This is a genomic window from Paenibacillus intestini (genome assembly GCF_030803945.1).
GTDB classification, from domain to species: domain Bacteria; phylum Bacillota; class Bacilli; order Paenibacillales; family Paenibacillaceae; genus Paenibacillus; species Paenibacillus polysaccharolyticus.
Window position 1 is genome coordinate 144,050 of record NZ_JAURUN010000006.1, and the last position, 23,171, is coordinate 167,220.

Consider the following 23,171-nt stretch of genomic DNA (forward strand, 5'->3'; position numbering starts at 1 on the left):
TCACCTCTCCTTTCACGGAAGCTTGATGACAAGCCCAACGGGCAGCTTCTTGAGCTGTGCGTCCTTGATGCCATTCAGCTTCTGCAACTCTTTCCAGCGTGCTCCATCACCCAGATGAGCTTTGGCAACAGACCACAGGGAGTCTCCGGCTTTCAGCGTGACGGTTTTCGGTTTTACTTTTTCATCCGGCCGGGAGGCTTTGGTTTTCGTTTTTGAAGCATCAGCCTTGTTCTGACTGTTCTTCAGTGATACTACTTTTTTGGCAGCATAAAAAACATACTGCTTCAGCTTGATATCATACTGCACGTCGCCCACCGTTCCCGCTGTCTCCTTCCAATCGAAGCTCTCAATGGAGACGGCCATGTTAACCGTATATCTTTCACTCGAAAAGATTAGCCTGACGGGGCGCCCTGTCTGCATCCAGCGGATGATATCTTTCACGTACTCGTAGGGATCACGGTAAAACTCATTCTTTACTTTCGGGTCTTTTACGTCATATTTGTAATGATACGGACTGTAATCTGCCGGAAAAATGCCGCTGAAGCTCACTTCACGTAGTTTGGGGGACTTGATCACATTAATTTCCCCTAGACGACTAACGTTAAACGTGCTCCCATCCCCTGCATCTGAAAACTCAATACTCTCCGGTATAACCGGAAAAAATATATATTCGGCGCGGTTGTTAAAGCTAAGCTGTATCGAATAGCTCACTTATCCATACACCCCCTGGGCACTGGAGACGATCTGACTATTCATTTCTTCGGTAATTTTGCTAATGATACTGTCCACATCATGTCCGCTATTGATATCGCCTGTCGTCACCTGCACGGTTGGCGTCAGACTGACAAAGCGCTGAATGGCCTGCATCTCGGCAAGCTCACGCATCAGTTTCAAGTCCTCACTCGTTACATCCACCGTGCCATCCACATCACCGATTTTGTCCACCTGTCCGATATTGTTAATCTTGTTGAGGTTACTCATATTGTTCATGTTTGTGGGGGCAGGTGCTGTTGGTATCGGTGGCATAGGAGGTGTTTTGGGTTTATAGTCCTTGCCAAAGCCGCCGGGCAATTCATCGGAAGTTTGGGAAAATGGATTTTTAGTGTTAGCCACTAAGTCATGGCCTTTCTTAAACCCTTGGTCAAATGAATTCTTATAATCTGCTGATGCATCCATTCTCCATAATTTAACAACATCTTCTTTATTCTCAGGAACACTATCTTCAAGATCATTCATTAGTCCTTTGATCTTCTCACTCATCGAGTGAATATTGTCATCTGATACAAGTTCAATTCCACCCCAGTCTGTACCAAAAATTTTATTCAGGTAAGGTATAACTGTATTAATACCCTCAATTATCCAATTGATTTGATCCTTGAATCCTATTGCGAAATCTTCTACCCCTTTTGTTATGTTGTATAAGATTTGTAAAACAATAAGCCCCATGTCAGCAAACAACTTTTTAAAAGCGTAAGTCGGTTCTTTGAAAACATTAATGACGAACTCGGCCCAAGACATGAAATAATTCAGGATGGATGCGAAAATCGATTTCATATGCTCATATACCATGTAAAAGTAACCAATTATCGTTCCAACCATATCTCCAGCGGTGAATCCACACGCTTGCAAAATATAGATAAGTACTGTAATAGCACCAATTATAAGTAATATAGGCCAATTAGCTGCTGCCAACATCAAAAACTGAGCTATAACAACACCAAGTTTAATAATAAGATTACCTAGCAGAACTACAGCGATTGCAGTCAAAATAGGCGCAATAATATCCCAGTTTTCTTGCACAGCTGTGGCGAAATTTACGAATCCATCAACAATAAAAACAATGACCTGAGCGATGATCGCAAATGCTCCACTGATCCATTCAATAAAACTGCTGAACTGTCCTGAGCTCATCGCTTCGTTCAGTCGATCAAGTACTGGAGAAAGTACCTCCAACGCTTTTGTACCGACCTCAGATAGGATGCCATTGAACTGATTCACCAGAGCGGTCCATTTTTGTAATGGAGAATCCAGCATCGTATCAAATGCTTCTTGAGTATAACCTTGCATTTCAAGAACCGATTGCAAGCCCTGGATAAAACCATCCAAATCTTTCGTTTGAATAAATCCTTCCAAACCTGCACCACTCAATGTGCTCTCGGAGATTCCAAACTGACTTGCCAAATCACCGTTATCTCCATTCATAGCGCTTTGGATGGCACCAGAAGCATCCGACAGACTTTTGCCATCTGGTGACAACATACTTAGGCGTTGCGTAAGGTCATTTAACTGCTCTACTTGTCCTGTATTCTGTGCCATTGGCAAATAACCAAGGGATGCCTTAAGTGAATCATTCACATTTTGCCCCTTTTTAGAAGCCTGATCTCGGAATTTATGATAAATCCCTTCACCAATTTCCGGATCTTGAGCAGCTACCATATAACGATATTTAAAGTCTTCTTCTTCAGCGGCCGCTTTTAACACGATGCTTCCAGCCGACTTTATCATCTGCAGCCACTTGGAGAGCTTACTTAAGTTATCTCCGAGTTTATCCGTTGTATCATCAGCTGTATCCTCCAACTTTTCCATCAAGTTAATGGTTACATTCATCTGTTGATTCACTTGATTAAAGTGATTGGCAATATTGGTTTGATTAAACTGATTCAAGTTAATTTGATTCATCTGGTTGAAATTATTGATAATTTCTGTCGTTTTCACTTGGACCAGATTCAAATTATTGATCAGATTATTAATCGTCGGAGGATTGATTACCGTTATGCTCGTGTCCGACATTCATTTCCCTCCTTTCTCCACTATTTCTTCCGCATGCGGCTTCTCGCCCGCTCTTTCTTCTCTTCCTCCACCCGGACCTGGATCATCGCATAGATGGCTGCTCGTTCTCGCATGGAGAAAGCCATTAGATCATGCGGCAAAATCTTTAATTCATGGAGAGCGTAATAAGCCAGATTGGCCTCGGAATCGCCCTCTTTGATTAGTTTTTTACGTCATCCACCAATTCGTTCATGTCCTGATTGAAACCATTCAGCTTCTGTACCTGTTCACCCAGCGAAGCAAATTCACCAGGCAACAGCATTTTGCGCAAAAGCGACTCTGCACCCATCACATTATAGGAGCGCTGAAGTTCGGTATTTTTCAAATCCGGGTAGACCACGCTTGCCGTCATCAAACGAGCCATGTAATCATTGGCATCAATATCAGGAGTGTAGACACCATTCTTGCCCTTGATTTTGCGGGTAGCGGCCTTGCGGCATTCCTGGTTCTCGTCCTCGGTCATGCTTCGCAATTTCCAGGCAACCGGTGCACCTTTGTCATCTTTGAAACGAGGAGAGACGATAAATTCCTCCGTTGTATCCACTACTGCATTTTGTGCAAAAAACATACTCAATCCACTCATGTTTAGTTCCTCCTCTTAAATTAGGGCTCCCCGCCGCATAGAGCGGCGAAGAGCATTTATCTGGGTTATTTACAAGCAAAGCTCGGTATGTTCAGAGCAACTGCCTGAAAAATTTGGACACGCCAAATAGCCCGTAACACAGGCAAGTTGAACCGGTTTCTTTTACAAAAAACCAATGCTCCATTATTTATTATTTATCTTGGTGGACACGTGAACTGCATATATTGCCTACTTCGGAAGATCAAAGGATGCTGACATTTCTACATCTTCAAACGTAAAGCTCACTTCTTCCTCCAGCGCCTCCGCCTCGGTATCCAGAGATGCCATGATCACACTGTCCAGGTTGACGCCCTTGAGGGTCACAGTCTGTTTGCCAATAGTGGACGAAGGATCTTCATTGGTCACTTGAATGTCGAAGTAGGTGTCCACGCCATTTTGCATGTACTGAAGCATCAGCTCGCGGAAACGGGAAGTTGTATAGAAAATCGTCATGGAGCCTGAACCAGACCAGCCTGTTGCTTTGTGTTGCACGCCACGGCGACCCAAGGTTTTAACCTCTGCTTTTTGCTTCTCCACCGTCGCTTCGAGCGTCTTCACGTAAAACATTTCTTCCGTCTGTCCGTTAATGGTTGCGTATGCGCGGCCCTCTTGGCCGGAGATCGTGTCGCTTGCTTTCAAAAATGTCATCTTAAACCACCTTCACTTTCATGTACACTTTTTCAACGGAATCCACAGGTTGTACCTGCACTTCGATCAAAATACTGTCCGTTTCATTACCCGGAAGCACGGTAATATCGGTTTTGGAGTCAAAATTCTGAATCGCTCCAATATCCTGAAGCTGCTTCAGATAGGTAACACATTGAGAGCGGAACAGGCTACGTCCGTCCTCGTTGTTGTTTACTTTGCCGATGTAATAAGATTCAAAAATACGTTTCATATCATTGGCGATGCCATCCAGAACACGAACCACACGGTTTTTGGCAAAATGACGCGCCTTATCCGGTGTCACCGAACGGAAGGTGTTCACATCCTGCTCCACTAGCGCACGGTTGCTACTCGCTGTAAATACAAACTCGCCGCTCCGCAGGGCTGCCTCTGTCTCGGTGTGTGTCAATCGTCCGTTTACATCCACAGCATCGTCATACGCACGGAAGGTTAGAGATTCGTTCAAGTTAGCCCCTGCCGTTGCACCTGCAGTCCAAGCTACCGTTTGTTTCGGTGTAAGCGCGGTACCATCCGCAAGCACAACTCCATTTTTCACACTAATGACACCTTCATGATCCGCGGCCGGATAATTGGAAAGCACCAGTTGTACCTTCTTACCCTCAATATCGCGCAAACGCTTGATATATGCAGCGTAAACGGATTTCAATGTAGCATCGTCCGAGATCAGACCAACGGTGTTGAAATCAAGCACCTCCAGTTTGCTCAGGAAATCGGCATGCTCCTGGTTCGTAGATGTACCATCATTACCACCTGTTAGTGGAAGAGCAGCCGTATTCGTTAGCGTGCCTTGGCCAGTGAAGGTGATAAATGCATTGGAATGCAGTTGACCGATGTTGGACACCGTCTGTTTGTGTACTTCTTTACCTGCCAGCAAAGTAGATACATCAAATTGTTCCGGCTCATTCATATTTGCTGAAATGACAATAGCCAGGTCGTTTCCTCGAACGCCGCCATGCTGAGCAGTTACTGTAAGAGTGTCCAATGCGGCTTTGGCTTTCGTTCCTTCATTAAGACGATATAAAAGTAAGGTCTGTGCACGTTTCAACGCTTCACGAATCAGCAAAAGTTGTGGTGCTGTCCAGTCATAACCAAGTTTCGCCTGTACATCATCACCTGCCTGTACTGTCAAGATTGTACCTGCTTGTCCCCAAGACAGCGGAAGTGCCAAAGCCACCGTTCCCCGCTCTCCCACTGTACCGGGCAAAGTACCCTCTGATGCAAAGTTCATATATACGCCGGGGCGTACCTTATTTTGAGTTGTCCATGTTCCTCCAGCCATTATTGTGCCTCCCCATTCATAAATTGTTGGATGTGTTGCTGTGCTGCTCGCACGGTGTACGTTTTTTCTTTCGATAGAACGGCTGCCAAAATATCTTTTTCCAACCGGCTAAACTGCCGGGCGTCGGCAAACTGTTCTTTCTTATATTCAGTATCGTTATGCTGTCGTTCTGTTTCTTCCAGGTTCTTCTTTTGATCGGTTTCTTTCTTGGTAAACATCGCGAGCGCGCCTCCTATTCCTTTCATAATAAGTCCTCCTAAAATAAGTTAATCCTGCTATGATGATTTCAAAGCAGGTGGTCGTTGTTCCAGCTGATTCATTGGACCGGAGGACTCCGACAATTTGGTGGTTCGCATCGTGTAATACACCCATAGTTTGGGCGTCTCTCCCCACGCTTTCCATCGCAGTTCCGTTGCTCGATAGGGCGTGCCTTCCACATCAATGGTTTCCAATGCTTCAATGAGCTTGTCTGGCAAGTCTTCGGGAATGTTGCTCCCATCCAGCCACCGAATCTCGAAGATGTGAGATTGCACGAATCGATCACTGCGCTCACGAGTTAGTTTGGCAGCAAGTAAGCGGTAAGTTAGCCCTTGGGTGTCTGGAGCAATTGCTCCTGTAGCAGGCTGGATTGGTATATTAGGGAGATGATGTGATAGTGTTGTTGCGATGGCGTTGGTAAGTTGAGTTGTGGTCATGGTTCACCTCCTTTGGATAATTTCATATTAATTCTAATGAAAATAAATGTTATCTTAGCATTTACTTCTACATTAAGGCTGCTTTTTATTAATTAACTACCTTATATTGAATTAAGTATTACTTACAAAGGTACGGCTAGTATCGTGTAATCAATCTTCTCTTGAGAAATATAGCCATCGCCTGAAGATGATACTTTGAATTCAACATAATTTTCTCCGAAAACTAAAGTCTTAAATTCTGCACCCGTAGACATGTAGTAATTTCCAAAAGTAACATAGTCTCTAATACCAAGATTTTTTGTTGTATTATTCGTGTCAGATTGACGAATTGCAACTAAAGGGCCAGAAGAGTATATCCAAGCTGTACTCTGGTTTTGCAGAGAATCATACCAGATTTGAGCATTGCGAGATGCGATTGGATGAAGTATAAACACCTGTGGTTTGTATCCCGGGATGTCAATTCTCCCCTCCGCTGCGGACACTTTACCTGATATCAGTGAGAATTCTGACTTTGTCGCCTTTATCTTCGTAGCCAATTGTGCCCATGTATCACTTGTGGATGCACTTCCACCCTTGGCGTTAATGGCACCCACAATACCGTTTTTTGCATCAACGCCAGATTGCTTTACCGAGTCAATTCCCTCATACAATGCACGAGTATCCATTTCCACAGAGTAAGGCATGTCCTTACCAGCATCGTCCATTACTTCACTGAGTTTAATCCGAGCAAATCCATGCGTACCGACTGGGACATTATTAACAACTAATCTTAGGTAAATAGCTGTTACACCCGTTGGAATAGTAATAACTTGTGCTTTCCTATGCCACCATTTTTGATTGTCAGCTACTAAACTGTTAATTGTCACATTGTCTGAAGCGTTCTTCACCTCAATCAATACGGCAGAATTATAATAAGTTTCACGAGTATGGAATACAGCTTGTAACAGATACTTACCTCCTGGTGAAACTCCCACGGGCTCATTATCAAGTACGCCATAATTAGTAGGGGAAACAGATGAATTAACTGCAAAAAATGCTCCTACGGTTTGATTCTGGAATCTTAGAAAAGTGGCCTGGCCCGAATTCTTCCAGTAATCAAGATTCAACATTCCTGATGAATTTTTAATTAGATTGGAGCTCATTACCTCTGATGGTTTGCGAAAATTCGCGTCTGCATAGTTTTTCGTATTAACCTCAGCTGCATTTGCTTTTGAAGTGGCGTCTGTAGCTGCCGCATTAACAGTAGCCCGACTCGCATCCCTAACCGCCTTCTCCGTCGCCGCCACCGTCTCGGACGTGCCATCCGTCTTGTTCGATAACTGCACCTTCCCTTTTTGTATCAAGGACGCATCAGGAATGTCCATCTTGCTCACTGCTTCACGAAGCGCGTCCAAATCCGCTTTTGTGGCAACGCCTGCGTCAATCTTTTCAAAAACTGCATTAATGCTCTCCCGACTCACAGTTTCATTTCCTAGCGGAAGAGGTAATTTCAAACGATCGGTTTCCTGTGGCATTACGCCCACACCTCCAGTTCATTCCACGTCAGGGACGCGGCATCAAGTTCATCCCATGTTTTCTGCTTCTTGTCCAGGTCGTCCCAGACCAAATAACGGTATTTATATTCTACTGCCATATGGGCCGGTTTCAGTTCATCAATGGCTCGTTTCAGATCATCGATATTAGGCGGAATACCCATCGTATCTACAAAACTCACCATAAAGCTCCACGCTTCCGGCTGAAAAGTTACATCCACCTTCCCCCCGGCATACGCTTCGGCCACATTTGCGACCTGCCTGCCCGAAAACTTACCTGCTCCGCGCAGCTTCGACTCTACCACAGCACGCCGCTGCTCTACAGGTTTGAGACGATCCGTCTCAATACCAAGCTCCTGCTCCCAGAAGTCCAGCCCCCATGTCGCCGTGCGGACAAAAAACTGTTCCAGCGTCTCGTCCAGAGCCTGGTACAGCAAATCCATCTCACTGCCCTTGGCCTGCATATCGGCCTGCATCACACGCGAAGTCTCATAATATTGGGGCAAATACGAGAACATCTCTCGCCCCTTTTCACTCGTTAGTCCAGCACTACTCATGCACATCCACCGTCCCCAGCACAGCCACTTGGCTGGCGGTCATCTCGATATTCTGGTCGCTTACACCGTTCACGGTTAGCTCCGAATAATCAATAATCGGCGGGATGTCCAGCAGAATCGCAGCAATACGAGTGTAACGTACGAGTGGATCGGCAAAAGCAAGTTGCTTCAAATACGCTGTCACGCCGCGCTCGATTAATGCCCGGACATCCGCCAGCGTGGCATCACTTGCCAGCGTCAGCTTCACCTGAATGTTCATCGGCACTTCCTCTGCCGGCATCACCGTCACAACAGGTCCAGCCGGGGCAACGCCCTCGCCTTGTCCATCTTGCGTGGGGTCAACATACTTTTGCACCGCAGCCACCAGATCAGATCCCGCAGCACGCTTGTCCGTATCGAGCAGATACAGCCCAACGGTGCCCGGCCCCTGCCATAGCGGGATCACCCGCGTGGCCCCGACGCCCGGCACTTCACTGGCCCATTGCACATACTGTGCCTTGTTGCCGCTTGTACCCTGATTGCGGACTTTGGCATAAAAGCGCTCCAGCAGCGCGGTATCTGCCTCGATGTCCGCACCGCCCTTGATGACGTCCGTATTCACCACGGACGTCACGCCGCTTACCGGTGTAGACAGCACGGTTAACGTGCCTGCGGGTACATTGCTCTCTTTTCCGGCGACAAGCGCACGTACCCCTATACTTCCCAGACCATCCTCATCCAGCTCCACACGGCCCACCGTTTCATATTCCAGCGACGCTTCACCGGACACCTCATCTGCGAGCGTAGCTACAACCGTACCTGCTGGCACGACTTTCCCCGGCTCACCCGTAAATTTCACGGTGCCCTGTGCCGCCACCGCCGCCCGGCGTGTAATGCCATGTTCCCCCGCGCGCAAATCCAGTTCCTCCGAACGAAAATTCGGATCACGGCTCGCCGCCGTACTGGCAAATCCGCGCCGCAACAGCTCCTGCGCCCAAAGCGCCGCCTCGGACAGCATAAAAGCTACCGGAGCCTCCGCATCCCACAAAAACGACCCTTCCGACTTGTCCAGATCCGCGGGCAGACGATCCAGCATGCGCTGCATAATCTGTTCCTCCGTCTGGCCCTCCAAATAACGCGGAATCTCAGCCATCCCGTCAGATCACCTCACTTTCCAGAATAAACATCTCATCCTGCACACTCATCACCCGGCACGTAAACCCGCACTGCTCCCGGTCCCAATCGAATATAAACTGGTCCACCGCATCCGTACGAGGATCAGCGAGCAGCGTTTCCGTCACCATCCGGGCAATCTCACTTTCCATCACACCGCGGCTATCCCCCTGACCGATCAGATCCTCCAGCTCCGAACCGTAGTCCCGAGAGTAGATCACATGTCTGTACCGCGGAGTTTTCACCGCCTTGATACACCATTGCACCCACGCTTCATGCGCGTCTGCTGTAGCCACCTTGCCACTTGGAGTCAACACAAAATCACCAGCATCATAGTCATAGCGCCAGCTTCGCCCAAAACGCACTTCTTCCGAAGCCGCACCCGACAGGTCCTCTTCATCTCCCCAGACCATACCCGTTTCCGGAAACAAACTAGGCACTCGCACTCACCACCTTACACAGCACCACAATATCGTTCCCTCCATTCACCCGCATCGCTAGCACGCGATCCCCGGCTTTCAAACCTTTGCCCAAAGACCAGACTGCTTCTTCCACTTCCTCTTTTTGCAAAAGAAAGCGTCCCGTGCCCGTCGTACCGCCGCCAGCCACGTCAGATATCCCGGAAATCGCGCCAGCCTGCTCGCGCTCCGGCAACCCCAGCGTGCCCGGTAGCTCGGCCACGAGATAGTCCTGAACTTCGTGCTTGAAATCGTCCAGCTTCACACCGGACGCCGTGATCGTACCAAGCACCGCGCCCAAACCGCTCACGGCCTGACGGGAATGTGTGCTCATCGCTCCCCGCATCACATTGGCAAACTGCCCGTACGGATCTTCTTTATTCAAGGTAAAACCTCCTTTTCACCAGCTCCGCCGTGCCCAGCTCCAGCGTCATCGTGCCCGGCCCGGCTGACAGATCCCGGCTCACCGACATGACGATCAGCTTTAGACCTTTCAACGTGACCGCATCTCCTGCGCGAATCGTATTGATATCCGGAGCCGAGATCGTAAACGTCTCTTGAATACCTGTCAGTTTGCTTTTTGCCAGTTTTTTTGCGGCGGCCGCGGTTTTTACCTGATCGTCTTCGACCAGTTTCTGTAATGTACCTAACTGCTCTGTATCACTCTGCTCAATCGCTAACACTTTGGAAGGCACCTCTTTACCGCTACCGCCGGACTCAGACGCTGCCATCACCTTTACTTTCGTGACCGCGCCTTCGAGTGTACGCATCTGCGTCAGATCGATTATCCGATCCAGCGCGTGTACCTTCGTGTTGCTACCTACCTTGAACAACTGCAACCCGCCAGGCGTCATCCGCGGATGATACATGTCTCCCCCGGACTTGGCCGTTTCTTTCAGATCGGCAAATATCATCGAAAAAATCGTCTGTGACCGATACACCGCCTTACCCAGCTTCGTCTTGATCTCTGGCAACGTAGCCAAGGGAATTTTCCATTCCTTAGCGTACGCTTTAAGCCGTTGCACCGCCGTCTGATCCTTGGGAAACAGGAATTCGTCCTCCGATTTCTCAAGATAAATCATCCGGTCGTAGACCGTGAGGGACAAACGCTTGGTGCCGCTGTTCGAGCTTTCCGCTTCCCAGATGACCGCTGGATGGAGCAGGTAGACCACTGATTTTTCGCCAAAAGGAACCCCACTGATCCGCACCGCCATGCCTGGTGAAATCGAAGGCAGACCTGAAGAAGCAGACACGGCCAGCCGGATGTTCGCTTGATAGGCAATCTGATCAAGCGAGTCCTTCAGCGTAATCGTTTCGACAAGCTTGGTGATATCATATTTGTCATCGACAATGACCTTGTAAGTCATGGCATCACCAGCTTTTGCCCCGGCTTGATCCGGTTCGGATCACTGCCGATGATTTTCGTGTTGAGCTTGTAAATCTCGTTCCACTTGGAACTATTTCCAAGCTCAAACTTGGCTATTTTGGAGAGGGAATCCCCGGCTTTGACGGTGTATGTCTTGCTACTTTTTTTCAGATCAGTACGTGAACTAGCCTTACTCCCAGTAGCGCCTGAACCCATCTTCTCCACTTTGGAATCTCGCCACGTTCGCAGGGTCACGTCGAAATATATATCTCCCGGCTCCCCGCCGCGAAAACTCGAATTGAGTGAAATCAGAAACACAGGTACATTCACTCCGGTTCCCGAGATGATAAAACGCATCGGTTGTTTGGAGATGAGAAAGGTGTTCAGCACATTCAGCGCCACGCGTGGATCTAGAAAATACTTCTCGTCCATGCAATAGGACGGATCATATTGTTTGGGAAAAAAAGAAGAGAAGGTGATCTCCTTCACCTTCTCCCCTTGTGCAAAATCAAACTCGCCATGCTCCAGCATATTAATCGTTTCGTAACCCTTGGATCTGGAAATGTTGACTTCTTCCGGGTTCACCGGGAATACAAACGAAGTACTGCCGTCCTTCAACGTGAACGACATTTTATTAGGACCAACTTCATCTTGAAGTACAGACATATCTGCGGCCTCCTTTCTGCTTAGGCCATAATCGTTTTGCGATTTTGCATCGCCCGGCGGAGCTCGTTCGAGATCCGTTGCCCCACTTGTTGAGTCACAGCGTCGTAATCAATCGCGTTCTCCCAAACGGTCACTTGCACTGTGCCTGGTGCAACATTCACCGAAATCTGGTTGGTCGTTTCCGTTTTAAAATCCTTAAGGTAACCTGCCAAACTGCTCATCTGTTCTTCGGAGATACTTACTGTGAGTGGCGATGCTTTACCGCTCTGCTGTCCCGTTTGATTTAACGCCATCGCTTGAGATTGCATCACACTTGTTCCCATGAGACCCGCAGCCGTCGGTGAGCTCAATCGATTGTTCATGTAAGCTTCGGGTCCGGTGATCGATAAAAATTCTGGCCTGTACGCTGGCGGCATTTGCGGCGCTGCAGGTACGGAAGAGGTTGAAGCAACGGTTGCAGGCGGAGTAGTCTGTTCTTCTTTTTTCGATCCAAAACCGAAAAAATCAGAAAATCCCTCAGTGAGACTCTTTGCTTTCTCAGAGACGAAGTCAGCAGCACCAGATAACGCGTTGCCTAAACCTTCCGATGCATTGGATACAAAGCTACCGATATCCTTCGCCTTATCTCCAATCCAGCCTCCCACTTCACCACCAGCCCAACCACCAACAGCACCACCAATGTAAGTACCGATTCCTGGCAAAATAAAACTACCAATGGCGCTACCAATCGCAGTACCCGCCGTTCCGCCAATCATAGAGCCAACTGCCCTGCCCCTCTCAACGGCAGGTGCATTGGCGATATTAGCCACGTCTGCCAGCATGCTGATTGGGCCTAGCAATTTCTTTGCACCTTTGGCAAAGCCGCCACCCAACTTGCCTAACATGCCATCTCCCGAAAACAAGTTAGACATTCCCATTGGTGAAGAGGACATGATCCCAGAAACCAGGTTGGATCTTCTGCCACCGCCAATTCCCCGGTTTCGATTCATATTTCTTGCTTCATTTACAGCACGATCTGAAGTGTCTGTAAGGATTTTTGGGACATTTGGCCTTGGCACAGACGCAGGGCTGGGTGCTCTCGAAGCAGATCTTCTTCCTCTTCCACCAGCCACTCTCCGAGTGGCTGCATTTCTAGAAACGTCTCCGCCATTTCTACTATTAGTACGTGTTTGACGGTTACCTTTAGTTGCTGTTCTTCGAACACTTCCTACTCGACCACCGCCAGAGCAACAGCAACATTTAGCTGCAGGACTTGTGGTTGGATCAGTTGTATTACTCCCTTTCTTTTTAGTAAATAGGCCTTTAATTTTTTCGAATTTATCCACGAAGTTATCAATGAGATCATTAAAATTATTAGCCATTTCTACATATTCATTGGCTTTATCAAGCCAACTCTTATCTTCTTCTTTCGCCACATTCTTAACTGTATTGTTGTTGTTCCCAATGTTTAACGCCAATGAAGGCCCGCTAGCCGGGGTCATTTTCCCCATCGCCACTTCAACCTTTTGCTTCACCTCAACCGATACTGTTCCCGAAGCCTTCACTAACTGATTGCGGAAGCTGTTTAGTTTGATCAAAGCACGATCCAACGCCGGACTTAGCTGATCATCCAATCTAATTCTCGGTGTGATTCGCAAGCGGCTCAGGCGGACAGCAGTACTATAGATGCTCTCTAGTCTGCGTCCGGTGGTTCTCAGCTCATCATTCACTTTGATCAACCCTTGATAACGCACCCGGTTTAAACGATCTGTGGAACGTTGAATCTGATCCAGATAACGAAGGGTCGTCTTCATTTGTGTGTTGGATTGGGATAACCCGATAATCATTTCTGCCATTTGTTTCACCTCCTGCCTGTTTGGCTTAACGATTCATTTGAGCGGATATGGCCGCCATCTCTTCTTCCGAGAAAGCAAGCAAAAGCGAGCGCTCCCCCCGTGGCAAAGACCAGAACTCTCCGGGACGGAGATGATGACGCACCCACATGTGATACAGGAACGTGGTCATCCCGCCGGAGTGAATCAGTTTTTTAGGTCTTCAATCTCCACGCCGAAGCCGGAGAGTTCGAGCACTTTGTCACCAACCGCATCCAGTTCACCAGCCAGCAACATACGGCGCACCGCCTGCTCTCCACCTGACAACTTCATACGTCCCGTGATGCGGTTGTCTCCCCAGCCGGACAGTTCCAGTCCGCGTACACTCATTTTCACCGTGGCCTCGGAGATCAGCAGGGCATTAAACGTTTCGGTATCCACCTTTTCTTCGGTGCGCCCCTTTGTCGTTTTGCGAATCGTACAGCGTTCGCGAATCTGGTCTACTTTGGAAGAAGTCAATCCACGCAAGGTGAGTAGCAGATCCAGACGCTGGATACGCACATTTTCTTCTGGCAGACGTTCTGCCGCCTCAAACAACTGATCCAAAATCTGCTCTTCGGACAAATTTTCGTTCATACTCATCGGTTAAAATCTCCTTTTTCTCATGTATTCTCTGAATTCGATGTGCTTCCGTGTTTTTTATAATCATCTCCAGACACCAAAAAGACCGAGAGGTTCCCGGTCTGCTTCAGTGCCCTTGCCTGCTGTTAACAAGTTCAGTAACGTTTCATAAAAATCAATTCGCTACAATCGGATTCAGCAATTCGAATCCCTCAAAGGTAAAGCCCGTTTCTTCCGGCACTTCCTCGCCTGCCGTCCAGTTCGCCAGCTGAATTTTATCTACCATGCAACCTTTCAGCAGCACACTTTCATGTCCGTACGACTCGGGATCGTCCAGCTTGGAGATAATCTGAAATTTGGTGAAGCCGCGCTTGATCATATCGGACGTAACCTTGTAACCTGTCATCGTACCTGTACCTTTTTTAGCACCGTTTTTGTGAACCTTCCACTCGTTGCCGACCAGATTCAGCTCTCGTTTCTCAATCTCTACGCTGGCCTCCAGCTTGTTAATATTGGTCTGCCACACACCATCCATATGCAATTGACCGTGGGTACCGAGAATTACTCTTGACGCATCCAACATGTATATTTCCTCCTTATTATGGTTGAGTGGTTATTGTTCACACATCATAACGATACCGTCAGAAATCCTCCGAATCACTGTATCCCTAGAATTTCGCTGGCCTCTCCGTTATTTGTATAAACCAACCACTCAACATGTCCTTCTACTTTTTTCACAAAACGATCTACTAGCCTGTTAGCCTGCTTTCAAGCCTTTTACCTTATTGCACGTAAAACGTACCAAACAACTGCTCCATCACGTCCGTCAGCTTCACATTCCATTGCAGGAATACCTGATCTGTCTCCGGTTTCAGCACGGGTGCATTACCGTAATATGCCGGGTCGAGAACAACATCATACCCTTCGGCCTCGATAACATTGCTCTGTGCGAGCAACGCCAGATAAGCCTTCATCGCACCAATCAGTGCCTGACGACCTTCTTCGGTATTGTTCACTTTGCCGATATACGTATCTTCTGCGGAGCGCTGCAAATCTGTATTAATCGCATCCATGACCCGGATCGACCGGATTTTTTTCCACGCATTATTTTGTCCGGCAGCGGGGGTAACCAGAGTATTCACGCCACGGAGAGCTTTAACCCGGCGTCCATCGTGGAAGAAAATAAATACGCCATTCTGTACAGCCTGCTCCTGTTCGGCGCGTGTCCAGCGGCGTGTAACATCATCGAACGGTGTTGCCGCATATGTCGTGGATTCGTTCAGACGTTGTCCGGCGATAAGACCTGCAACATAAGCCGAGGTCTGTGCGGAGCTATAGAAAGCATCGCCCAAACGCACGCCCGTGCCCACATTAATCACACCTTCATGGTTCAGCGTAAGGGAGCGCGTTGCAGCCTTCTGAGCTGCCGAAGCGGACGTATCGTCTGCTGTGGAGCCACCGAATACAGCCATGACCGGCTTGCCTTCACTGCGAACCCGTTTGACCCACGCCGCAAAGCTCGCAAGCAACGCTGCATCCGCCGCATGATCCAAGGCAAGCACATCAAACTGCTCGCCTTCCAGCGCGCCCTGCAAAGTAATGTACTCTGCATTCGTCAGTGCATCATTGCCGCTTACGCCGCCTTTGAAAGCCGCTCCCGATACGTTCGCAACCTCCCCAGTCCCTTCTCCAATCGCCTGAGCCGTGATCCACAGGTTTTGCTCATCGGCATTGATCTCTTTGGCAAGAGTTACAGCAGTAACATCTGCAGTCAAGAGCGCATACAACATGCGGTTGCCTTCAAACAAACGCACTTCAAACTTCGTATTGTCGATCACACCTGGCTGAATCGTTACATAGAAGCCATTCGCACGGTCGCCTGGATACTTTGCATCGAGTTGGAGCACATCCGCACCACCACCGTCTTTCAACGTCAGCGTAGCTGCTTTCGCTACCGAACTTGCCACCCGATAAGCGAGCAGTTTCTTCGGTCCGCCAAGTAAAGCCAGCTTCAAAGACGCATAGGCCGTGCCGTTATCCAGTGCATTTGCCGCAAATGTACGTTCAATTGCCGTTTCACTGCTTACTTCCACAAACGTGTCCACCGGACCCCAGTTAGCCTTGACCGGCACAACGACCGTTCCACGACTGCCCGCCTGAATAGCCGAAGACGCCGCCGCCTGAAAATTCATATACAATCCCGGAAGGACCGGACGATTTGTTTGTTCCCAAGTTCCACCTGCCATTATTCATTCACCTTCGCTTTCAAAAATTGGTTGATTCTTGCCTGTGCTTCTTCAATGGAAAACGTCTGGTGCGCCGCTTCGTGCAGCGCACCAGCCAGCACCTCTGCCTTCACGGCAAAGAGGGCTTCCGAATGATTCATCAGTTCAGCCCGCGTATACTGCGGGAGAACCGGTAACTTTTTTTTCAAAAAGCTTGCCATGTATCTCTCACCTCGTTGATCTAACAAAGTTCAAATGATCTCGTCTCACCTATGAATTTTTGATCCTGTAATCTATAAAATTTCTACGAAGAAGCAGTCTTACTAAAGCTATGAGTCTACATAAGCTAAGGTATAAAACGATCTGAAACTATCCCTTAGTGATAACTTCTCTGGGGCTTACTTTTACTCGATTCCTTTGTTATGGTGGATCTCACGCATAAGAGGTGCACTTGTAACCGGACGACGGATTCGCTGTGTTAACGTTAGACGAATCTGTCCATTCAGATACGCATCGGCTTGCAAATCCGCTGTTACCTCATCTACTGTCACATAACGTGTGTGACTCTCGCCCATCGTGTTAGCTCCAGCTTCCTCACTATCCGATGGAGTCATTGGAATCCGCGATTGAAGTGCCAATTGCTTGACCAGATAACTTGCCGCCTGATCCGTCAGAATTGTATCATCGGTAAGAACATGCCCGATCCACTGTTTGCGTACTTCAAGCGCCGAGGTTCCCGCCACCGCGGTACTGTTCCCGTTTAATCGCCACAGTACAGACGGCATCCTATACCCACCTGGCCAACTATTGGCATACACAGACCAGTTCGATCCTAGCATGTTCGCTGTCCAAAGCTGCAGTGCAACAAGCCAAGGGTCATCCATCACAGGGCTATTCCCGGCGGCACCTTGCGGTTCAGGAACGTACACACCAAAGCGCAAACTACGTGTGATCAAACCTGAGGCAACATCTGCACGGTCGCTGTCCGTAGAACCCAGATAGAGGCAAGTAAAAGCTCCACCTTCCTCATCCTCCAGCCGCACCTGATGCAAGCCCGCGATTAACGATGCTGACCAGACCTCCACCAGCTCTGCACCCCCGTCTTCCGATCGGGCATACGGTGAAATCTTGATGATTCGCCTGTATCCTGCCCAAGCTGACTTCGGTACTTCTTCGGCAAAAGCAACAACTGCGCATGGACCTGACAATACTTCACCCGAAGCGGGAATATCCTGCACGCGGCCTTCCCAAGCAGGTATAAGAGCCGCAAGCTTCTGCTTTAACGTCTTTTTAATACGTGTGCTAATAGACACATTCATTTCGCCCCCTTCCGCCGTAAAAATGAATACTGCCCGCATGTTACAGCAACCATGTGGCAGTTCGGGACTCCCCCTTTTTCCACACTCCAAGTAGAAACCGGATCAAAATGCAGGGACAATCTCACCGCATCAAAAAGACCAGCCGTATTGGCTGGTCTGTACATTAGCGTATGTGCTTTCGGTGTGTCCCTCGGCAATTGATCCGATAATACTATCTTACAGCCTTTTTCCCCTACCGCGGATGGTGATTGGGTTGACTTGTGCGCGAATAAGGGCGGAGCTTGGGAGGTAAAAAGACGACACTTCTTATGTGATTTTTTTCTCATAAAGATAGACATTTACATGATAAAAACATACCCTTAATAAAGTGATCGTGTTCTATTAGAATGGAGGCGATTAAATGAAGAAATCTGATCTATTTTACATCTGGGTGTTCATCTCAAGTTATTTGGCAGGTGTAGTTGCTTATACTTTGAGTTTATTTCTACTTTATGATGAAAAAATGAGTGGTTGGGGACAACTTCTCATGTGGACAGCCCCCTCTTTTTTCACAGTAACCTTGCTATTATTTCTCTTATCCATTCTTCTATTGAAATTGATGAATAAGTACTTTCTTTGGACACAAACGCTGTTATTCACACTTGCAGCCATTGTCCCCGTATATTCTATCCCTATTCTTCCTGGATTTTGGAACTTTACAAGCAGTGCTTTTCTATTTTCTCCAGAAGGAATGTTGTTCTACCTATTTTTCTTTATCTCATCTCTCATGTCTTCTTATGGGTTATGGATCGCACATAAGCGTCACAATAATAAATCATTTCTCATACTTTCTTTTGTCGTAGCTATGATGTTCGTCATCATAGTTGCTTGGAATTGAGAATAGGAAAGCGAGCTACCGTTCATGAGTAGCTCGCTTTATTCGTTCTCAACTTAAACTACAGCCCATTTCTCCTGTCATTCTAAAACATGATTTTAATTCATCCTCACCTGCGGGCTCAGCGTAATTTCGAACGCGCGTCCCCAGATGAAATCAGGGTTATTGTATTCCAGAAGTGCACCGTTATACGTGGCGTACGTCAGTTGCCCGTCACAGATTTGGCGGATGGCCGGATTACCTTGCCCGAAAGCCGGTTTGCTCGCCAGTTCAGCGGTGTGTGTCTGCATGAGATCGCGTAACAAGCTTTGCAGATGAGCATAGTCCTCTTCCGAGTTAAACAGCACCATATTCTGATCCGCCAGTGTTGCCACATTGGTATACAGGGCATGCGCACGCGAATAGGTGCGAACATCGGCAATGGCTACCGCTTTGTAGCTGTAGTCCTTCAGGAAACGTTTGAACAATAGTGAGCCGTGTGCATTCATGGCATCCCGCAACTTATGTTTATGCTTTTCCGTAGTGATTAGCGCAAATCTTGATTGTGCCATGCCAACCGCAAGACCAATTTTGTTTCCCGGTGTATTCCAGGCACTGTATCCAAGTACACGTCCGGTATATGGACTATTGAGCAATACTTCAGCCACATCGACGTTCGCAGGCCCTTTACCCACAAAATCAATCAGGATCGAAGGCAACCCCTGCTCCCCATTCGTTGCCAAACGCTCCACCGCCTCCTGCACCTGATCAAGTGCTGTAATGGCGATGATCTCCATATCCACTGCGGAATCTGCCCCATCCTCAATCATAACACCGCCGACGATATCGACGTGGTGGACAACGTTTTGGTGTACATCCATATATTCATAGGTATTGATGATCGTCGAACCGTGTGGCCCGTAATACTTCACGCCATATTTTGTTTTAGCCCCACCTCTGAACAGCTGATTCGCCATCCGTGCGACCAAAGCATGTCCCAATCCATCGGCATCCGGCAAAATAATCGCACGATCCGGGTTCTGTCCATCCGTACCGCCAAGCCATTCGTTAATCCGCGCTTCGACATACTTGATCTCGTTGATCTGAACCCCTTGGGTATTCGCATCATCCACACCAACGGCAAGGAAATCAATATATCCTGTACGAGCCAGGTGATCCAGAATGTAACGGTTGGTTTTGAACTTGTGCTGTCTTGTATTATAGTATTTCGGTTTATCGAAATATGTGGTTTCCCCGTATTCTACTCCATCTGGAGAAACGTTATATCCTTGAATAATATCTTCAAATTCCGTAAAGGTTTGGCGTGGTTGTTGCATCAGAGAGCGAGATTCATTATACGCATCCAGTGCCAATCCATCTGCAAACGAAGTCGTTGCCAGTCGCATAATCGTATCCATCACAAACAACGGTTTGCGCGGGTACTTCGTTTTAATGATTCGAATGACGTCCAGCAAATGAGTCGTATGCTCGTCATATGACGGATACGTTCCGCCGCCGTTTTCGCGAAGCTGACGGCTGCCGATCAATCCACCGTAAGCGAGCATATCCGTTGAAATGATGAAACCGTCTGCCTTCGCTGCATGTTTGACAATGAAATCATAGATGTTGGACGGATTCCCGTAAATGGGCGTCGAAGTGCCCAGTAGCGTTGTGCCGTCGCTCGTCTTCTTCGTATCCAAACGGTTCTTGATATCTTTCAGGTTGGGTGTAACGATGTGAAGACCGGCTGCTTTACCTTGTACAATTACGTCATCCAGATTCGCCGGACGATCATCGAGTGGTACATACAATACTGTTTTCATATCATGTAGCCTCCTGTTTTTTGATATTCTTCAATACCCGATCAGGGCAAGGGCGCAATCACCGAAATGAAAAAAAACCAGCATTTGCTGGCCTGACTTTCGTACGGGATCTACTTTTCTGTTTCTTGCACGTCGTATAGACATTGTACACTGTACACTACACGTTGCTCCCTTGCTTCTGATCCGATAATATCATCTTACCTTCTTTTCTCCCTCATACAGACGGTATTGCGGATGAATTACGCCGATTTCTCGTTGGTTTTCTGCGAGAAAATGGAAATGACGAAAAAGCACCTGCCGCTTGGACAAGTGCTTGATTTAATGAACGTTAATTTTGAGTAATGGATCTTTCTAAGGTTTACTAGATACATATAGATTGTATAGAATGTGATTTGTTTGTTATACTTCCTACGCAATAATATAACGGAAGTTCTCCCAAATTTCAGGCATAGGTTCCTCATGTTTGGCATGGTGATAGAAGCTGAACGGAAATTTGAAAATATGCCCGCCATACCAGTCACGGCAGCGCCGATCCGTCAACCAGTACTCCAATTCATGCGGAAGAGCACGTGACCGCTCAGCTTGTTCTAATGGTAACATGTCCACAGGGGATTGCAGCGTGGCTGCCTCCGGCGTCAGATCGATATCACGGCTCAAGCGCAAGGCCTTGACCATTTTGAGAAAAGGCGGAATGCCTTTATAAAAAAGAGCCTGATATCCCAGCTCATAAAGCATGTTCAGCGCATGACCGTAGGTAAGCATATGTCCAATCAGATCATGATGGGCTTCCGCTTGATAAATCGTACGAAACGCACCAAGTTCCTCCAGAATGAACTGAGACAACTGAATCGGATGCAGTATCTCAGGAAAATTGTCATTCTCGTCCAGCTGCATAAGGCGAATCTCTTTTACCGTTGTATTCACCCAGGATCTGCCTGGAATCGTGCGTTCAAACGACTCAATTAATTGAGCAATCTGCTCAATCTCTTCTACGGTGCCCCATCCTTCCAGTTCACGAATGGCTTTGAGACTAATCGCTCCATAGATCACTTGGTGTCCTACCCAGTACAACTCGCCAATCGTGTGCTCCAGCGCGTCTGCAATACGCGCTTCGGCTTCTTCTAACGGCATGCGTTCACTTGGTGAAGCCGTATGACTGATATGTGTCCCATGCTGGCGAAGCATCGCTTTCGCTTCCGCGGTAACACTGCCAGCGGCAAGGGCCGTGAGACGATTTTCCCTTACCCAAAAGTAAGCCGCAATTGCCCCTGCCCCATAATGGGCATGCCATAGATCACCGGTGCGTTCCCGACTGGAGGCAATTGTCGCTAGTCCCTCTTCCAACAAACGTCGATCCAAGTGTGCCATCCCCCTTCAAGTTATGGAAGCCTCGCTACAAGCCGGACTACTCCTGATCTCAATAAAATAAAGCGTTTACTTCTATAACATGATGGAATTCAGATACTTATTCCCCTTTTGCGCTGTATCTGATCTAAAGATATTTTATACGGACACTCCAGTGGCGGAATATCCTGAAGAGTCGCTGCCATCTCCATTGAATTGAAGCTTGCCCACTTGATGGATCGTAGCTTCTAACGGGAAAATCTGTGCCTTTTGATTAGAGAAAAACCATACTCGTTCCTTCCTCACCACAATAAACAAACCGTTTCGATCACCTACAGGAGAAAACGTATCACTTCCTTCGCCCCAGCGGGATAATCCTGCTTTCTCCAATTCGTGCACTGTGGCTGGCACATCCTCCGAAACCAGCCCGATCTCACACACCTTCAAAATATCTTCCACCGAAAATGCGCGCTCTTGCTCGTTGTTTTTCCTGTGATGAGCAATCAGCTCCACAATGTTCCCAGCCGGATCTTCAAAATATAGTGAGTGGGAGTCCCAGTTGTTAGAGTAAGTTTCATCCCGCTCTCCATCTGTGCTTAGCCTCACTCGTGACGCCGCCCACTGCTTGGCTTCCTGAAACTGATTCGTCGGGATCATCCAGGCAAAATGATAGAACGGCGCTCGGCCCTTTCCCTCTACTTGGGATGCAGTGTTCCAATGTTTGAATATCATTTTGGTGTATCCGGCCTGCAAAGTGAAGGCTTCCTCCACAGGATTAATCTCGGATACCCTCATGCCCAGCGTAACTCCATAGAAATGATGCAGTTCCTCCAGCTTTACGCTATAAAACAGTACTTCCTCTATGATCATATGCTTCTCCCATGCATTTTCTCCCATTCACTCCACGGCACCAAACCAAGCTCTGGCTTCGCTTCGTCCGGCAGCACGGCAATGAATTCTAACGAGTGACCATCCGGATCGGCAAAGTAAACAGAAACCGCTGGCATCCAGCCAAATACATATAGCTCTCCAATGTCATCATCCAGAAAATTACGAGTGGCGATGCCCTTGTTTTCAAGGTATTCAACGGCATGTTTCATATCTTCCAGGGATACTTGAAAAGCAAAGTGCTGACGTTGCACCTGCGCGGGGTCTTTCTCCCACAGCCCTAGCATGGCATGGCGTTCGCCGCCAATCCAGTAAAATAAGTATCCGCGTTCCGGGTTTTCACTAGCAAGAGGTAATCCAAGTACCTTCTCGTAAAAATGATGTGATCTTTGAAGATCTGTCACATTCAGATGGGTTTCATATAAACCTTTAATCATGCTGTAT

At 47.9% G+C, this 23,171-nt stretch carries 26 protein-coding genes; 1 reads left to right on the top strand and 25 read right to left on the bottom strand.

Annotated features, from left to right (window positions below):
* Positions 1-12: 12 nt before the first annotated feature.
* The 21 genes from J2T16_RS17385 to J2T16_RS17485 all read right to left on the bottom strand — a co-directional run bounded on the left by J2T16_RS17385 (position 13) and on the right by J2T16_RS17485 (position 17,813).
* A complete protein-coding gene (locus tag J2T16_RS17385; RefSeq protein WP_336120906.1) occupies positions 13-711 on the bottom strand; it encodes a LysM peptidoglycan-binding domain-containing protein in 699 nt (232 codons plus the stop codon).
* On the bottom strand, positions 712-2,790 hold the full coding sequence (locus J2T16_RS17390; RefSeq protein ID WP_336120907.1) for a phage tail tape measure protein: 2,079 nt from the start codon (positions 2,788-2,790) through the stop codon (positions 712-714).
* A 199-nt stretch (positions 2,791-2,989) separates the two neighbouring features.
* A complete protein-coding gene (locus J2T16_RS17395; protein WP_336120908.1) occupies positions 2,990-3,412 on the bottom strand; it encodes a phage tail assembly chaperone in 423 nt (140 codons plus the stop codon).
* A 228-nt stretch (positions 3,413-3,640) separates the two neighbouring features.
* On the bottom strand, positions 3,641-4,099 hold the full coding sequence (locus J2T16_RS17400; RefSeq protein ID WP_336120909.1) for a phage tail tube protein: 459 nt from the start codon (positions 4,097-4,099) through the stop codon (positions 3,641-3,643).
* 1 nt (position 4,100) lies between these two features.
* Positions 4,101-5,417 (bottom strand): phage tail sheath family protein, encoded by a 1,317-nt coding sequence (locus J2T16_RS17405; protein WP_499018897.1) that lies wholly within the window; start codon positions 5,415-5,417, stop codon positions 4,101-4,103.
* Positions 5,417-5,662 (bottom strand): YqzN/YkzM domain-containing protein, encoded by a 246-nt coding sequence (locus tag J2T16_RS17410; RefSeq protein ID WP_499018899.1) that lies wholly within the window; start codon positions 5,660-5,662, stop codon positions 5,417-5,419. The genes J2T16_RS17405 and J2T16_RS17410 overlap by 1 nt, the downstream gene beginning before the upstream one ends.
* 30 nt (positions 5,663-5,692) lie before the next feature.
* Complete coding sequence (locus J2T16_RS17415; RefSeq protein ID WP_499018901.1) at positions 5,693-6,112, bottom strand: phage tail terminator family protein; 420 nt, start codon at positions 6,110-6,112, stop codon at positions 5,693-5,695.
* A gap of 122 nt (positions 6,113-6,234) precedes the next feature.
* Positions 6,235-7,626 carry a tail fiber protein gene (locus J2T16_RS17420; protein ID WP_499018902.1) on the bottom strand — a complete coding sequence of 464 codons (1,392 nt, stop codon included), beginning with the start codon at positions 7,624-7,626 and terminating at the stop codon, positions 6,235-6,237.
* Complete coding sequence (locus tag J2T16_RS17425) at positions 7,626-8,201, bottom strand: YmfQ family protein (RefSeq protein WP_499018903.1); 576 nt, start codon at positions 8,199-8,201, stop codon at positions 7,626-7,628. Before J2T16_RS17425 ends, J2T16_RS17420 begins: the two co-directional genes overlap by 1 nt.
* On the bottom strand, positions 8,194-9,333 hold the full coding sequence (locus J2T16_RS17430; RefSeq protein ID WP_336120912.1) for a baseplate J/gp47 family protein: 1,140 nt from the start codon (positions 9,331-9,333) through the stop codon (positions 8,194-8,196). The genes J2T16_RS17425 and J2T16_RS17430 overlap by 8 nt, the downstream gene beginning before the upstream one ends.
* A 4-nt stretch (positions 9,334-9,337) precedes the next feature.
* A complete protein-coding gene (locus tag J2T16_RS17435) occupies positions 9,338-9,793 on the bottom strand; it encodes a DUF2634 domain-containing protein (RefSeq protein ID WP_090918333.1) in 456 nt (151 codons plus the stop codon).
* Complete coding sequence (locus J2T16_RS17440; RefSeq protein WP_499018904.1) at positions 9,786-10,196, bottom strand: hypothetical protein; 411 nt, start codon at positions 10,194-10,196, stop codon at positions 9,786-9,788. The genes J2T16_RS17435 and J2T16_RS17440 overlap by 8 nt, the downstream gene beginning before the upstream one ends.
* Entirely contained in the window at positions 10,189-11,178 is a 990-nt protein-coding gene (locus J2T16_RS17445; RefSeq protein ID WP_429351429.1) for an XkdQ/YqbQ family protein, read from the bottom strand. Before J2T16_RS17445 ends, J2T16_RS17440 begins: the two co-directional genes overlap by 8 nt.
* Positions 11,175-11,807, bottom strand: a complete 633-nt coding sequence (locus J2T16_RS17450) for a LysM peptidoglycan-binding domain-containing protein (protein ID WP_499018977.1) — start codon at positions 11,805-11,807, stop codon at positions 11,175-11,177. The genes J2T16_RS17445 and J2T16_RS17450 overlap by 4 nt, the downstream gene beginning before the upstream one ends.
* 56 nt (positions 11,808-11,863) lie before the next feature.
* Entirely contained in the window at positions 11,864-13,678 is a 1,815-nt protein-coding gene (locus J2T16_RS17455; RefSeq protein WP_499018906.1) for a hypothetical protein, read from the bottom strand.
* Between the two features lie 25 nt (positions 13,679-13,703).
* Entirely contained in the window at positions 13,704-13,847 is a 144-nt protein-coding gene (locus tag J2T16_RS17460) for a hypothetical protein (RefSeq protein ID WP_186811683.1), read from the bottom strand.
* Positions 13,848-13,861: 14 nt separating this feature from the next.
* Complete coding sequence (locus J2T16_RS17465; RefSeq protein ID WP_090918338.1) at positions 13,862-14,296, bottom strand: phage tail assembly chaperone; 435 nt, start codon at positions 14,294-14,296, stop codon at positions 13,862-13,864.
* A gap of 154 nt (positions 14,297-14,450) precedes the next feature.
* Entirely contained in the window at positions 14,451-14,858 is a 408-nt protein-coding gene (locus J2T16_RS17470) for a phage tail tube protein (protein ID WP_123063182.1), read from the bottom strand.
* 199 nt (positions 14,859-15,057) lie between these two features.
* Entirely contained in the window at positions 15,058-16,521 is a 1,464-nt protein-coding gene (locus tag J2T16_RS17475) for a phage tail sheath subtilisin-like domain-containing protein (RefSeq protein WP_499018908.1), read from the bottom strand.
* Complete coding sequence (locus J2T16_RS17480) at positions 16,521-16,709, bottom strand: YqzN/YkzM domain-containing protein (RefSeq protein WP_499018909.1); 189 nt, start codon at positions 16,707-16,709, stop codon at positions 16,521-16,523. The genes J2T16_RS17475 and J2T16_RS17480 overlap by 1 nt, the downstream gene beginning before the upstream one ends.
* A gap of 195 nt (positions 16,710-16,904) precedes the next feature.
* Positions 16,905-17,813, bottom strand: coding sequence for a hypothetical protein (locus J2T16_RS17485; protein ID WP_154890793.1), 909 nt, complete (start codon positions 17,811-17,813; stop codon positions 16,905-16,907).
* Between the two features lie 406 nt (positions 17,814-18,219).
* Here J2T16_RS17485 and J2T16_RS17490 point away from each other — a divergent pair, with 406 nt between their 5' ends.
* Positions 18,220-18,696 (top strand): hypothetical protein, encoded by a 477-nt coding sequence (locus J2T16_RS17490; protein ID WP_090918349.1) that lies wholly within the window; start codon positions 18,220-18,222, stop codon positions 18,694-18,696.
* 95 nt (positions 18,697-18,791) lie between these two features.
* Here the strand turns inward: J2T16_RS17490 and J2T16_RS17495 are convergent, their stop codons facing one another.
* The 4 genes from J2T16_RS17495 to J2T16_RS17510 form a co-directional block, all read right to left on the bottom strand.
* Positions 18,792-20,495, bottom strand: coding sequence for a DUF4127 family protein (locus tag J2T16_RS17495; protein WP_221787779.1), 1,704 nt, complete (start codon positions 20,493-20,495; stop codon positions 18,792-18,794).
* Positions 20,496-20,903: 408 nt separating this feature from the next.
* On the bottom strand, positions 20,904-21,854 hold the full coding sequence (locus J2T16_RS17500) for a hypothetical protein (RefSeq protein ID WP_499018910.1): 951 nt from the start codon (positions 21,852-21,854) through the stop codon (positions 20,904-20,906).
* Positions 21,855-21,998: 144 nt separating this feature from the next.
* Positions 21,999-22,736: a VOC family protein gene (locus tag J2T16_RS17505; protein ID WP_222592185.1), complete on the bottom strand. Its 738-nt coding sequence runs from the start codon at positions 22,734-22,736 to the stop codon at positions 21,999-22,001.
* On the bottom strand, positions 22,706-23,164 hold the full coding sequence (locus J2T16_RS17510; RefSeq protein ID WP_154890789.1) for a VOC family protein: 459 nt from the start codon (positions 23,162-23,164) through the stop codon (positions 22,706-22,708). The genes J2T16_RS17505 and J2T16_RS17510 overlap by 31 nt, the downstream gene beginning before the upstream one ends.
* Positions 23,165-23,171 lie beyond the last annotated feature (7 nt).

What these genes read in the sequence shown, in the direction of transcription:
- J2T16_RS17470 (WP_123063182.1), bottom strand. Translation starts at nt 14,858, where the DNA reads ATGTTGGATGCGTCAAGAGTAATTCTCGGTACCCACGGTCAATTGCAT.
- J2T16_RS17450 (WP_499018977.1), bottom strand. Translation starts at nt 11,807, where the DNA reads ATGTCGTTCACGTTGAAGGACGGCAGTACTTCGTTTGTATTCCCGGTG.
- J2T16_RS17490 (WP_090918349.1), top strand. Translation starts at nt 18,220, where the DNA reads ATGAAGAAATCTGATCTATTTTACATCTGGGTGTTCATCTCAAGTTAT.
- J2T16_RS17465 (WP_090918338.1), bottom strand. Translation starts at nt 14,296, where the DNA reads ATGAGTATGAACGAAAATTTGTCCGAAGAGCAGATTTTGGATCAGTTG.
- J2T16_RS17505 (WP_222592185.1), bottom strand. Translation starts at nt 22,736, where the DNA reads ATGGGAGAAAATGCATGGGAGAAGCATATGATCATAGAGGAAGTACTG.
- J2T16_RS17430 (WP_336120912.1), bottom strand. Translation starts at nt 9,333, where the DNA reads ATGGCTGAGATTCCGCGTTATTTGGAGGGCCAGACGGAGGAACAGATT.
- J2T16_RS17400 (WP_336120909.1), bottom strand. Translation starts at nt 4,099, where the DNA reads ATGACATTTTTGAAAGCAAGCGACACGATCTCCGGCCAAGAGGGCCGC.
- J2T16_RS17425 (WP_499018903.1), bottom strand. Translation starts at nt 8,201, where the DNA reads ATGAGTAGTGCTGGACTAACGAGTGAAAAGGGGCGAGAGATGTTCTCG.
- J2T16_RS17395 (WP_336120908.1), bottom strand. Translation starts at nt 3,412, where the DNA reads ATGAGTGGATTGAGTATGTTTTTTGCACAAAATGCAGTAGTGGATACA.
- J2T16_RS17420 (WP_499018902.1), bottom strand. Translation starts at nt 7,626, where the DNA reads ATGCCACAGGAAACCGATCGTTTGAAATTACCTCTTCCGCTAGGAAAT.
- J2T16_RS17495 (WP_221787779.1), bottom strand. Translation starts at nt 20,495, where the DNA reads ATGAAAACAGTATTGTATGTACCACTCGATGATCGTCCGGCGAATCTG.
- J2T16_RS17390 (WP_336120907.1), bottom strand. Translation starts at nt 2,790, where the DNA reads ATGTCGGACACGAGCATAACGGTAATCAATCCTCCGACGATTAATAAT.
- J2T16_RS17415 (WP_499018901.1), bottom strand. Translation starts at nt 6,112, where the DNA reads ATGACCACAACTCAACTTACCAACGCCATCGCAACAACACTATCACAT.
- J2T16_RS17455 (WP_499018906.1), bottom strand. Translation starts at nt 13,678, where the DNA reads ATGGCAGAAATGATTATCGGGTTATCCCAATCCAACACACAAATGAAG.
- J2T16_RS17405 (WP_499018897.1), bottom strand. Translation starts at nt 5,417, where the DNA reads ATGGCTGGAGGAACATGGACAACTCAAAATAAGGTACGCCCCGGCGTA.
- J2T16_RS17475 (WP_499018908.1), bottom strand. Translation starts at nt 16,521, where the DNA reads ATGGCAGGTGGAACTTGGGAACAAACAAATCGTCCGGTCCTTCCGGGA.
- J2T16_RS17460 (WP_186811683.1), bottom strand. Translation starts at nt 13,847, where the DNA reads ATGACCACGTTCCTGTATCACATGTGGGTGCGTCATCATCTCCGTCCC.
- J2T16_RS17445 (WP_429351429.1), bottom strand. Translation starts at nt 11,178, where the DNA reads ATGACTTACAAGGTCATTGTCGATGACAAATATGATATCACCAAGCTT.
- J2T16_RS17510 (WP_154890789.1), bottom strand. Translation starts at nt 23,164, where the DNA reads ATGATTAAAGGTTTATATGAAACCCATCTGAATGTGACAGATCTTCAA.
- J2T16_RS17410 (WP_499018899.1), bottom strand. Translation starts at nt 5,662, where the DNA reads ATGAAAGGAATAGGAGGCGCGCTCGCGATGTTTACCAAGAAAGAAACC.